We start from the raw sequence: 12,935 nt of genomic DNA on the forward strand, positions 1-12,935 counted from the left end.
ACTAACGGTTGAGCCTCAAAAGCTTTTATTTCACGAGAGTATTCAAAGTGAAAACACGCATCGAACTCTAAGGATGATTCAACTAAGCAAGTGGCTTTGTTCTTTTGACTTGCGAACTTGTAGAGGTTTTTGACTCTGGAGCGACTTATTTTGTGCCTGATCATAACCATCACCGAATATGCGAGACGATCTAAAAGTAGGCTATGCAGGGTTATAATTCAATTTTTATGCGGGGTTTTACTACAAATTTGCAGACTTACACTTCAAACAACATCAATGAGGAAATTTGGGTGGTAGTCTTACCAGCCACATCCCGGCACACAAGTCATCCGCTGTGGCTGCTTCCTTCCGGACCTGACCAGGTTCACGAACTATTGTTGCGAGAGGACCAATAAGACTACCATTGAGGGCCTTGTTTGGCGCGGGTTGAATTATGGCGATTTTCTTACTGGGATGCAAGCGAAAACTAAAAAAGCTTGCTCGTTTGCTGTTTGTTTAAGCAAGTAAGCAAGCTTTTGATTATTTGAGTATTAAATTTGTACTAGTTAGCCAATGCACGCTGAAAAGCTTGTAGGCGCTTTTTGGCTTTTTTCATATTTTCAGGGCCCATACGCAAGAACAGTTTTTGTGCATCTGACAACTGCTCCCACTCTGCGTAAGCATACTTATAGGTCACTGACTCTTGAATAAGCGGCAAGTTTGACTCTGGAATAGGCGTTTCAAGTAACTCGCCCAGCGCTTCTTGTAAGGTATAATCAAATTCGCCGCCGTTGTAGCCAATCTCTTCATAGGCTTCATTGATAAGCGGCTTATACTGCTCATATAAACGCACAAGTTGCGCGGTGCTCATTGAGTTCAACATATTTACATAAGGCGTGTAGCGCTCAAAGCTATTCGGGTCCGTGATAATTAAGTCATCTTCAATGACCATAAAGTTATCGGCTGGTTTACTCACAGGGTAATGTTTTTTAGCCACTTTACCTTGCGCTAAATTGTCAATAAACACCACACTGCGCCTAACCATATCTTCTGTTACCAGCAGCTCCATCGCCTGTTTGCTCAGATAGTTTGCAACTGTGTCACGCACACTATTGTCGCTGTCATCTAAACTTGGTAGTACAGGTTCTACTGGCTCTTGAGGTCTTGGCTCAGGTTCTGTCACTTGAGACACCGTTGGCTCTTCAACCACTGGTTCTGGCTCAACACTTGGTGCAACCTCAGCTGATTTGTTTTGCTCAGCTTCTTGACGCGCTGTATTCACAACGGTTTTAGGGGTTTCTTCAGGCACGACGACATCCTGTCGAAATTTTGTATTTTCTGCGGGCTTACTATCTTTGTTCGCTAATACAAATACAGCCACAATGATCAAGGCAACCACTGCGATTGCCGCAAGAAGTAATTGACTGTTAGAAGGCTTTTTATTTGTCCTTGGTTCTGCTGAACTGTGCTCTGACATGGAGGCTCCGTAAAATTCGCTTAAAAAACTCGGCGGCTAAGGCATTTACCTCGGCGGCACTTTGTAATTAAAACACAAACTAAAAGATATCTCATCTGCGTCAACGCGCATTAACGAGAGTTTATCTCAAACTCGCACCGATTTGCTGACAATTACATGAACACCCGCGCAAACAAGCACCAAATCGACAATAAACCACATAATCATGACACTTTTTTACCACTTAATATTTGTCAAAATTACGTAACAGGCTGATATTTATAAGAGATGTAAAATATACATTCGTCATCAATTGATTATAGTATAAGAAAGCGACTTGTTTTTATCGTTGCAACTTACACCCTACTTCGAAGGAACAAATATGAAAAAAGTACAGTGTAAAATTGGCAAGCCGCATATCGCGTTGTTACTTACCGGTGGTGGAGCGAGAGCGGCATATCAAGTGGGTGTACTCAAGGCCATTGCGCTGAGTTTACCCAGAAGTGCCCCTCTACCATTTAAAATTATCAATGGGACTTCTGCCGGGGCTATCAACTCCACCGGCCTTGCGTGTTACTCCTCTAACATGCACCTCGCCATTCGAAAAATTGAATGGATCTGGAAAAATTTTCATACCAACATGGTGTATAAAAGTACATTGCTCGGCGCATTCGGACACTTATTTAATAACGTTATGCGCAGTTTTCAAGCTGATTACTTAAATCACCCACCAGCCAGTTTACTCGACAACACGCCGTTACGTGTCTTGCTAGAAGAGGTGCTTGATTTGGCGAGAATTGACCGAAATATTCAACGTGGTTTTATTGATGCTTTATCAGTGACCGTATCGAGTTACTCCAGTGGAAAATCGGTGGCATTTTTTCAGTCAAAGGAAGCCAAACCGTGGCAGCGCGCTAAACGAGAGGGCATTCAAACCCAGCTGAATATAGACCACCTTATGGCTTCTAGTGCTATTCCCATGGTGTTTCCAAGTGTTAGAGTTAAACATAACTATTATGGCGACGGTTCCATCCACCAGCTCTCGCCTTTGAGCCCATCAATACACCTAGGTGCAAGCAAGATATTCATCATTGGTGTTGAACAACCAAAAGTACAACAACCCCTTGGCTATGAGCCCCACTTCCCGGGTATGTCTGTCGTCGCTGGCCACTTGTTAGATAGTATTTTTAGCGATACTTTGCAGTCGGATTTAGAGCGACTTGAACGAGTCAACCGCACACTCAGTTTGCTGCCAGCCAGAGATAAACACAAAGAGTTAAAACGCGTTGATACACTTATTGTCAACCCATCACATAACTTCAATGAATTGGCTATCGATTTTTACGACGACCTCCCCATTGCGGTGAAGCTCCTACTGAGAACCATAGGTGTGAAAAAGCATTCTCAATCAAGTTTAACCAGTTACTTGTTGTTTGAAAAAAGCTATACCCAAGAGCTCATTAATATTGGATATCAAGACGGGCTAGAGCGACTGGATGAGATCAAAGCATTTTTAGAGTTAGATTAAGGCAAACCGTCTAGAATAAACTGCTCTGCCCGCTCTACCCGTCTTGGTTTGCCTTTGAGCAATAGCACATCGCTCGATTGCAGCAAAATATCTTCATCAGGCATGGAAATTTCAATACCATCACGTCTGAGCGCCTTAACCACCACTTTATGTCTAACGAGTTGTAACTCTGAGATGGTTTTATCCACTGCATAGGCATCTTCGGGCAGCGCAACCGCATGTAAATACTCTAGTCTATCGGTCACAAAGCTAGAGTGATTGTTTCCATACTCGTTCATTTCATCTGGACTGCCGGTAAAAAAGCCATGGAGGTATTCATAGCGATTCTGCCGCTCTTTACTCACCCGCTTAAATATTCGACGCATCGGCACCCCTGACATATAAAGCACATGAGAAACCAGCATGAGGCTTGCTTCCAAAGACTCCGGGACCACTTCAGTCACACCCAGTTGCTTTAAGTCCTCCAAATGGGTGTCATCTTGCATTCTTACCAAGATTTTTACTTCAGGGGCGTAGTGCTTCAAAGCATCTATTACTATTTGGCTTTGCTCAAAGTCATCCATGGTCACAATTACCAACCGCGCTTTATTGACACAGGCCGATTTTAAAATGGCCTTTTGCCCCGCGTGGCCAAAAATAACAGGCTCTCCTGCAGTTTGCGCTTCTTGCACAATAATTGGATTGCGCTCAATGGCGATATAAGGGATTGCTTCTGGTTTTAAAAATCGTGCGATAGTTTGCCCAACACGGGCATAACCAAAGATCACCACATGATCTTTCACTGTATTTTCTTTAAATCCCGCATAAGAAAAATCAGATTTGTGTTCACCATCTAATTTGAACAATTTAAGTAACCGCTCAATTTCTCCAATTAAGTACGGTGTAAGGGCCATAGATAACACACCGAGTGCAATCAAAAATGAGGCTGTATCTGGGGTTAGTAAATTATGCTGTCCTGCTAGGGCAACCAACACAAAACCAAACTCCCCCATTTGCCAAAGCATCACACCCGATGCCAGAGCATCTCTTTTCCTCTCCCCCATCAACTGGGCGCTAAAATAAATAATGGTTACTTTAGCCAACAACAACGCAGCAAGTGCCGCCACAATATAGCCAAATGCTGTTATCACATAAGCCACATCTAATTGCATGCCGACGGTCACGAAAAACAGACCCATTAAGATATCTCTAAATGGCCTTATTTCTGCTTCAAGCTGATGCCGGTATTGGCTCTCTCCGAGCATCATGCCTGCCAAAAATGCCCCCAGAGCCATTGATAACCCAAATGCATAGGTAAGCGCACCGGCACACAAAGCGACCACGAGCGTCGTTAAAACAAACAGTTCATCGGTCCTTGCCAGTGCAACCTCATTGAACACTTTGGGTAGTATCCACTTACCAATTGCCCATAGTAGCAAACACACAAAAGCGCCCTTAGCCAAAGCTAAGACCAGCGCGCCAACTAAAACTTGATTGTCGGTACTCGCCATAAGCGGAAAGATAATCAGCATGGGCACTACTGCGATGTCTTGAAACAGTAAAACCCCTATTGCAAGCTGGCCTTTACGCATATTCAACATACCGCTTTCTTTCATGATTTTTACGACGACAGCTGTTGAAGAGAGTGAAACAATACAGGCAATCATGAGAGACTCTGAGCCACTATAGCCAAATAACGAAACCAGCGATGTGCCGATTAGAATAGACAGCAAGACCTGTGCACTGCCTAAGCCAAATACCACACTGCGCATGGCCATTAGTTTAGGGATAGAAAATTCCAACCCCAAACTAAACAGCAAAAAAACAATTCCCACTTCAGCTATTAAATGGATCTCATGGCTGTTATCTATCAAGCCATAACCTGCGGCTACCAAACCAGTGAGTAAATAGGCTAAGATCGGCGGCAGCCCTACTCTTTTAAATGACCAAACCAAAATTACCGCACATAAAAGAAGAGCGACAACATCGGCAAAATGACCATGTACGGCGTTCATGAGCCCGGCGATGATTTTATCGGAAAAAAGCCCGGCAAAATTTTGCTGCAAACTGCCCCCTAAGTGTCAAAGAATTGTTTTGGATTATTTTTCATACAATTTAACTATAGCAACCAACTGTTTTTCAGCCAGTTTAATTTTTTGGCACGAAACTCGCTTATATGTTCGGGAATGTTGTAATTAGGGGAATTACCAGATGGAAAATGTCCATATTTTGGCACAACGAACGCCGACGCGCGGTGATTATGTTCCGTTCGCTACCGAACAGTACGTATCGCAAGCGCCTGAACAACCCAATGTGCTCGTTGAAAAGCTGCAAACAACGCTAGAGGTCAATGGTATTTTAGATATCTTTGCTTCTTACGTTAAGCGCATAACTGATCTTGCAGGGCTGCAGTTTCATTCAAACCAAGGACTGTTTCAAACTCAACAAGGTGACAACCAACTTAAGCCTTATACATTTGATCTAGACCTAGAGGGTCAGCACTTAGGGCAATTGGTATATTTCAGCAAATACAGTCTCAGTGGCACGATACGCGCACGCTTAATGCAACTGCATGCCTGTCTGCTTTACCCGTTAAGAAATGCCTTGATGTACCACCGAGTGCTGCAACTGGCAACGAAAGATACACTGACCGGGCTTTATAACCGTAGCCAGTTTAATGAATACCTGGATACTAAGCTTGAGCGCAGTCGTCGACAACATCGTAATTTCAGCTTGATGCTGTTAGACCTAGATAACTTTAAACAAGTGAACGATGAATATGGTCACAAAAAAGGTGATGAGGTACTCATTGGCTTTGCTAGCATATTAACCTCGAGTATTCGAGCAACTGATGCCGTATTCAGATTTGGCGGAGATGAGTTTGCGATCTTAATTGACGACCCTGCATTTACAACCAATAAAGTCATTGCTGAACGCATTATGCAACGTGTCAATAGCAATAGCCTTTTGGCCAAACACCAAGTTACCACCAGCATTGGCTTTACACTGGCGTCGAGCCAAGATTGTTCAAATGAGATCTTTGCCCGAGCAGACAGTGGTTTATACAAAGCAAAACAAGCCGGTAGAAATTGCGCACGGGCGGTTTAGCATATTCGGTACTTACCATCCCCTAATTGGTAAGTACCTCCCTTAACGCTGACTAGACAGCAGTTTAAATAGCCAAAGGAAAATGGCAAAACCACAAAAAAATCCACTTATCACCCAACCCAATGCCCAAAAATCGGGAAGCTCGCTTAACACGATAGACAACATAGGTGCTAACAGGCCTAAAATAAAATAACTTCCGCCTTTACCGTGCCAATACGCTAACAAAAGCCCGGCAGACAACGTCCCTACACCAAGTGATAACAAAAGATTTAGCCAATTTAGTGGAGAGCAGAGCGACAATAATATAAAAATCACCACACACGTAATGACAACAATGGGGGCTTTATTCGCCAAAGATTGACCTATTTGATTATTATTCTGCATCTTGGATCTGCCAATTAATGCCTGACTTTTCGGCATAATCTGAATTAATAAAATAACCTGCTACCGCAATGAGCGTCTCATTGTAATAGACCATGGGTATTCGCGTGCGCTCCCAACTGGGCACTCTGGCCTCTTTCAACCAATGCTTGACGGTATTACGACCGGGTTTACCAAATGGCTTTATTTTATCGTTTAGACGACCAAAGCGAATGGCCACGGACTCTGCTGCAAGCGGCTTTCTCACACCCTCACTTGAAATCGTAAGCAGTGTACGCCCATCAGCCAATTTCATCTCAGCGGTTAGGCTAATATTCTCAATGTCGGCCAACTCAATGTGATTTTTTGGTACCCAGTACAACAAGGCGTTGTAACGTTTAACAGATCCAGTGCGCAGCTCGATATTCACTTGTGCGTCCTCTCGTCCGTTAATCGCTTGGTCAATAATTTGTGCCAACTGCTTTTGCGACGGCATGCTGACGCCTTGTTTGGCAAACCAAGCTCGGACAACATTGCTTTGCCTAAGTGCTGACAAAGTTGCTAGTCGTACTATATCAAGTTGCTCATTGTCGCTGCATGATTCTAAGTCACTCTGTGAGATCTCATCAACCAAAGCTTGCTGCGCCTGCAATAACGATATTGATCTTAAAACGCTAGGAACAAAGCCACTAAAACGGGATTTTAAAAGTGGGATCACTTGATTACGTAAAAAGTTTCTGTCAAATACGTCGCTGTGGTTTGATTCATCTTCAATGTGTGTCAATGAAAAGGTCTGAGCAAACGCCTCGATATCTTTTCTCTCGATGCCCAGCAAAGGTCTAATACAATCCCGCCCACTAGCTAGCTGCGTTTTTGCCCGCATAGCCCCGAGTCCCTGTAAGCCAGAGCCTCGTTTGAGGCGAATTAAAAACGTTTCAATTTGATCGTCAGCATGTTGTCCAAGCACTAAAACTGCGCCTTCACTGGCATGCGTATCCAGTGCTAAATAACGCGCATCCCTTGCTTGCGCTTCCAAGCTGGTTCGTGATTTAGCTTGTATATCTACACTAACTGCGCGAAAGGGAACTGCCAGCTTTGCGCATAACTGTGTACAAAACTGCTGCCACATCAAAGCATTGTCAGATAAACCATGATTAACATAGATGGCTTGAAGTTTGACCGTTCCATTTAACTTGGCATATTGATGGCATAAATGTAGTAGTACCACAGAATCAACCCCGCCGGACAACGCAACACACAGCTTCTGCTGTAAGCCATTGTGATTTTGCTGCTCAAGCGCGGTGACAAACTTTTTATAAACGTTGGTCGATTCCATACTATTTCCTCTAACAATCCCGTGCGTTATACCTGATCCTCCCTAAATTGCAATGCGATATACGATGACAGCTACTTTATTGTGCGCCAGATCAGCGCTTGCTCAAAACCTGCCCTTGGTTTAAGTAATATTATTCTCCCAGAGATATATAATTTTGTTTCTCAAATAGGCTAGCCTTTAAACGCCACAACAACTTAATTATACAAAAAAACAATTTTACCAATTGCTGTGAACTGACATTGATTTATTGTAAAAGGTATTTTCAATATTTACATCGATAAAACAAACCCGAAATTAATTGACATCAGTGCTAAAATCTAGGTAAATCCCTACTTATGTTTAAAAAGTCGCATTATCTTGCTGGTCTGTTTTCAAGATGCAGCTCGGGGCAGTATAATGTGCATAAAATTGTATGTGATGACAGAGAACTCGCCTTCACGAAGGAAAAACAGTTAAAAAATGAAGAAGGTAAATGTAGCTAAAATACGCTATCTTCTGCAAAAACTGACTTAAATAAGCGATACTAACACTTAGTTTAAGCTCCATTTAGCACATTAGACTATGCTGAATATTATGCTGAAAAATAACTGAGTCACGGCATTTTGAATCTGTACTCTCTACATAAAACCGAGACAAACTTTAAAAAATTATCAGATAGGTTAGAAAATGAGCTTAAATTATCTAGAATTTGAACTTCCAGTAGCTGAATTAGAGCAAAAAATTAAAGAGCTACAAGCTGTTAGTCGCTCAGGTTCTTTGGACCTAAGTCTGGAAGAAGAAATCAGCAAGCTAAAAGAAAAAAGTGTTCAGCTTACTGAAAAAATTTACTCAGAACTAAACCCATGGCAGCTACTACAACTTGCTCGCCACCCAATGCGCCCTCACGCAAGTGATTACATCAAGCGCATGTTTACAGAATTCGACGAGTTTGCTGGCGACCGTGCATTTGCAAACGATCCTGCGATCATTGGCGGTACAGCACGACTAGATGGCAAGCCTGTTATGGTTATCGCACAGGAAAAAGGCCGCGACACAGCGGAGAAAATCAAACGTAACTTCGGTATGCCACGCCCAGAAGGTTACCGTAAAGCAAAGCGTCTAATGGAAATGGCAGAGCGTTTTAAAATGCCTGTTATCACATTAATTGATACACAGGGTGCATACCCAGGTATCGGTGCAGAAGAACGTGGTCAAAGTGAAGCTATCGCAATGAACTTAAAAGTGATGGCTGCATTAAAAGTACCTACAATCTGTAGTGTTATCGGTGAAGGTGGTTCTGGTGGTGCACTTGCCATTGGTGTAGGTGACCGCGTAAACATGTTACGTTACAGCACATATTCTGTAATCACACCAGAAGGTTGTGCATCAATCCTTTGGAAAAGCGCAGAAAAAGCACCGCTTGCAGCTGAAGCCATGGGTGTTTCTGCACAGCGTATTAAAGACAATAACCTTATCAATGAAATCGTATCTGAGCCGCTAGGCGGCGCACACCGCGATTACGATACTGCGGCGAGAAACCTAAAAGCACAAATTCTAAAAGATCTTGATGCAGTTTCTAAGCTAAGCCAAGAAGAAATGCTAGAGCAAAGATATCAGCGCTTAATGTCATTTGGTTATTGCAACTAAAGAGAACACAAATTGAAAAGGCCACCAAGTATTACTTGGTGGCCTTTTTTGTGTCTCGCTTTTGAGCTGAATTAGTCGAATATCAATTCAACTTCTTGCCCTGTGAGCTTTTTCAACGCTCGGATCAGCTCATCACTGGGCGTCACACACCACTGTGTACCTAACGTCAAATCAGCCGTCGCATCGGGTCGATGGTATTCTATAATCACTTGGCACGTACCAAACTTATATGGCTCAAGTACACGTTTTAGATCTTCGCCAAAGCCTGCGTCAATTTGCGTCATACTGAGTGTCATTTTAAGTGCATTGATGCGCTTTTCTCGCGCTTGAGCAATGGTATTCACGTCTCTGGCGGTCATGGTTATCCCCCCGGAGAAGTTATCAAAACTCACTTGTCCGGTGATCACCAATACCTGATTAACCTGTAGCAACTCTTCGTACATTTCAAACTGCTCAGGGAAGAAACGAACATCAATACGCGCACTCTTATCGTCTAACGTGATCAATCCCCAGCGATTGCCCTTTTTGTTTATTAACGTGCGGGCGTTAATGACAAGTCCGGCAGCAGTCGATTGCATATCCCTATTTGTAGGCTGTAAATCCACTAACTTGCCTGAGGTATAATGCTTTAATTCTTTACGGTATTGATTAATTGGATGACCGGTCAAATATAACCCAAGGGTCTCTTTTTCACCATGTAACCATTCGTTATCACTCAGCGGCGGTGCATGTACAAAGGCCTGTGCCACCTCATCTGGTTCAACAGCAAGTAAGCCAAATAAGTCGGACTGACCAAGTTGCTCTGCCTTGTGGTGCTGCTCGGCGGACTTCATAGCGTCTTTTAAGCTTGCCAGTAAAGTGGCGCGGCCGCCTTGCTTTTTCTCTGGACCAAGCTTATCTAGTGCACCCGCATAAATAAGCTTTTCAATTACACGACGGTTCAACCGTTTCAGATCAACACGCGCACAAAAATCAAATAGGTCTTTAAACTCACCGCCTTGTTCACGCGCTTCCAAAATGGCTTCTACAGGGCCTTCACCGACCCCTTTTATAGCGCCAATACCGTAAACAATTTCCCCTTGTAGATTAACAGCAAACTTGTACACGCCTGCATTTACATCAGGTGGGAGCAAGGTCAATTTCATGTTTTCACATTCATCAACCAAGGTGACGATTTTGTCGGTGTTATCCATATCTGCCGACATAACCGCAGCCATAAACTCTGCGGGAAAGTGGGTTTTCATCCATAGCGTTTGATAAGAAACAAGCGCGTAGGCAGCCGAGTGAGATTTGTTAAAACCGTAGCCCGCAAACTTTTCTACAAGATCGAAGATCTTCATCGCAAGTTCGCCGTCAACACCGTTATTTATTGATCCCTCTTCAAAGGTTGAACGCTGCTTTGCCATTTCCTCAGGTTTTTTCTTACCCATCGCACGACGTAATAAGTCAGCGCCACCAAGGCTATAGCCCGCCAATACCTGGGCGATTTGCATTACCTGTTCCTGATACAGGATGATCCCGTAGGTTGGCTCTAGAATTGGAGCCAAGCTCTCGTGCTGATATTGTGCATCTGGAAATGATATTTCTTCTCGACCGTGCTTACGGTCGATAAAGTTATCTACCATTCCCGATTGCAGAGGACCTGGACGGAAAAGTGCAACCAGTGCGATCATATCCTCAAAGCAGTCCGGCTTTAGACGGCGAATAAGATCTTTCATACCACGCGATTCTAGCTGGAAAACGGCGGTTGTTTCGGCTCTGAGTAACACTTCAAAGCTGGCATGGTCGTCAAGTGGGATGGCATTTATATCGACAAATGATTTCCCTTCACGCGCCAAGCGCTCATTGGCCATGTCCAACGCCCATTGTAAGATCGTCAAGGTTCTTAGACCAAGGAAGTCAAACTTAACCAGACCGGCAGTCTCTACGTCGTTTTTATCGAACTGCGTAACCGGGAATTTACCCTCTTCGTCACAGTAAAGTGCGGCAAAGTCAGTAATACTGGTTGGCGAGATAACAACACCACCTGCGTGTTTACCTGCGTTACGAGTACAGCCTTCAAGGATGCGGCATTTATCGATTAACTCTTTAACCTCGTCATCGCCATCATAAGCTTCTGGCAGCCTTGGTTCGACTTCAAAAGCTTTGGCAAGTGTCATACCCGGATCGCCCGGTACTAACTTTGAAATACGATCGACAAAGCCGTAAGGGTGTCCGAGTACTCGACCTACATCTCGAATTACGGCTTTGGCCGCCATGGTACCAAACGTGATGATCTGTGATACCGCTTGTCGCCCGTATAGTTTGGCAACGTGATCGATTACCTCATCTCGTCTATCCATACAGAAGTCGACGTCAAAGTCCGGCATTGATACACGTTCTGGGTTCAAGAATCGTTCGAATAGTAAGTCGAACTCAAGTGGGTCAAGATCTGTGATTTTGAGTGCATAAGCAACCAGTGAACCTGCACCCGAGCCTCGACCAGGGCCAACTGGAATATTGTTATCTTTGCTCCACTGGATGAACTCCATTACAATTAAGAAGTAACCTGGGAATCCCATTTGGTTGATTACATCTAGCTCAATTCTGAGACGATCATCATATTCAACACGCTTAACTTTGCGGTCTTCTTCGTCAGGAAATAAAAATTGTAAACGCTCTTCAAGGCCATCCTCTGACACCTTAACCAAGAAATCGTCAATTTTTAAATCGCCAGTTGGATAGTCTGGTAGAAAGTATGTGCCTAGCTGTACCGTCACGTTACAACGCTTGGCGATCTCAACTGTATTCTCAAGGGCTTCGGGAATATCACTGAACAGTTCAGCCATTTGTTCTGGCGTTTTTAGATATTGTTCCTTAGAAAAGCGTTTGGGTCTGTTTTTATCTTCTAGGGTGTAACCATCGTGAATAGCAACGCGGATCTCATGCGCTTCAAAGTCTTCTTCATGCAAGAAAACCACTTCATTGGTTGCTACAACAGGTAAGTTTCGCTCTGTTGCCAAGGCAACAGCAGCGTGCAAATACTCTTCTTCTTGCTCACGTTCAGTACGATGAAGCTCCAAATAATAATGATCTGCAAAGTGTTCTTCATAGAATGCGAGCGTGTCTGCTACAAGCTGCGGGTTGCCTTTGAGCAACGCCTTTCCGACATCGCCATCTTTCGCACCAGAGAGTAGGATCAACCCCTCTTTATATTGTGCTAACCACGCTTTGTCGACGACTGGGCGATGAAACACATGACCACGCAAAAAGGCTTCTGAAATCAGCAATGTCAGGTTTTTATAACCTTCATTGTTTTTTGCTAAAACCACTATACGGCAAGGTTCTTCAGGGAACTCATCACTTTTAAGCCACAGATCTGCGCCAACCATTGGCTTGATCCCTGCGCCATGAGCACCCCCATAAAAACGTACCAAACCACATAAGTTCATTTGGTCCGTAATTGCAAAGGCTGGCATTTCAAGCTCTTGCGCTCGAGCCACAATCGGCTTGGTTTTAGCCAAGCCATCTACCATAGAAAAATCGCTGTGTACGCGTAAATGTACAAAATTAGGCGTTGGCAT

8 protein-coding genes, 1 other RNA gene and 1 pseudogene are annotated in these 12,935 nt (G+C 43.8%); 3 read left to right on the forward strand and 7 right to left on the reverse strand.

Going from position 1 to position 12,935, the window contains the following annotated elements:
* From MHN81_RS28265 to MHN81_RS17635, 3 genes and pseudogenes are all read right to left on the reverse strand, one after another.
* Window positions 1-164: pseudogene (locus tag MHN81_RS28265) on the reverse strand (endonuclease); the annotation flags it as partial.
* 133 nt (window positions 165-297) lie between these two features.
* Window positions 298-394: signal recognition particle sRNA small type (ffs, locus tag MHN81_RS17630), an RNA gene on the reverse strand.
* Between the two features lie 147 nt (window positions 395-541).
* Window positions 542-1,456 carry a DUF3014 domain-containing protein gene (locus MHN81_RS17635; protein ID WP_239426326.1) on the reverse strand — a complete coding sequence of 305 codons (915 nt, stop codon included), beginning with the start codon at window positions 1,454-1,456 and terminating at the stop codon, window positions 542-544.
* A gap of 361 nt (window positions 1,457-1,817) precedes the next feature.
* Between MHN81_RS17635 and MHN81_RS17640 the strand changes: the two genes are divergently transcribed.
* Window positions 1,818-2,963, forward strand: a complete 1,146-nt coding sequence (locus MHN81_RS17640) for a patatin-like phospholipase family protein (RefSeq protein WP_023401871.1) — start codon at window positions 1,818-1,820, stop codon at window positions 2,961-2,963.
* Here MHN81_RS17640 and MHN81_RS17645 read toward each other — a convergent pair.
* Window positions 2,960-4,957 (reverse strand): monovalent cation:proton antiporter family protein, encoded by a 1,998-nt coding sequence (locus MHN81_RS17645; RefSeq protein ID WP_036977359.1) that lies wholly within the window; start codon window positions 4,955-4,957, stop codon window positions 2,960-2,962. The two genes, MHN81_RS17640 and MHN81_RS17645, sit on opposite strands and share 4 nt — an antisense overlap.
* A gap of 196 nt (window positions 4,958-5,153) precedes the next feature.
* Between MHN81_RS17645 and MHN81_RS17650 the strand changes: the two genes are divergently transcribed.
* On the forward strand, window positions 5,154-6,050 hold the full coding sequence (locus tag MHN81_RS17650) for a GGDEF domain-containing protein (RefSeq protein WP_023401869.1): 897 nt from the start codon (window positions 5,154-5,156) through the stop codon (window positions 6,048-6,050).
* 42 nt (window positions 6,051-6,092) lie between these two features.
* Here the strand turns inward: MHN81_RS17650 and MHN81_RS17655 are convergent, their stop codons facing one another.
* Both MHN81_RS17655 and tilS read right to left on the reverse strand, forming a co-directional pair.
* Window positions 6,093-6,434, reverse strand: coding sequence for a hypothetical protein (locus tag MHN81_RS17655; protein WP_023401868.1), 342 nt, complete (start codon window positions 6,432-6,434; stop codon window positions 6,093-6,095).
* Entirely contained in the window at window positions 6,424-7,746 is a 1,323-nt protein-coding gene (gene tilS / locus MHN81_RS17660; protein WP_239426327.1) for a tRNA lysidine(34) synthetase TilS, read from the reverse strand. The genes MHN81_RS17655 and tilS overlap by 11 nt, the downstream gene beginning before the upstream one ends.
* Before the next feature lie 666 nt (window positions 7,747-8,412).
* Between tilS and accA the strand changes: the two genes are divergently transcribed.
* Complete coding sequence (accA, locus tag MHN81_RS17665; protein ID WP_023401866.1) at window positions 8,413-9,372, forward strand: acetyl-CoA carboxylase carboxyl transferase subunit alpha; 960 nt, start codon at window positions 8,413-8,415, stop codon at window positions 9,370-9,372.
* A gap of 71 nt (window positions 9,373-9,443) precedes the next feature.
* On the opposite strand, the gene dnaE is transcribed toward accA, so the two are convergent.
* Window positions 9,444-12,935, reverse strand: a complete 3,492-nt coding sequence (gene dnaE / locus MHN81_RS17670) for a DNA polymerase III subunit alpha (protein WP_023401865.1) — start codon at window positions 12,933-12,935, stop codon at window positions 9,444-9,446.

Origin of the sequence: Pseudoalteromonas sp. Of7M-16, assembly GCF_022347805.1 — a bacterium.
Classification (GTDB): domain Bacteria; phylum Pseudomonadota; class Gammaproteobacteria; order Enterobacterales; family Alteromonadaceae; genus Pseudoalteromonas; species Pseudoalteromonas luteoviolacea_F.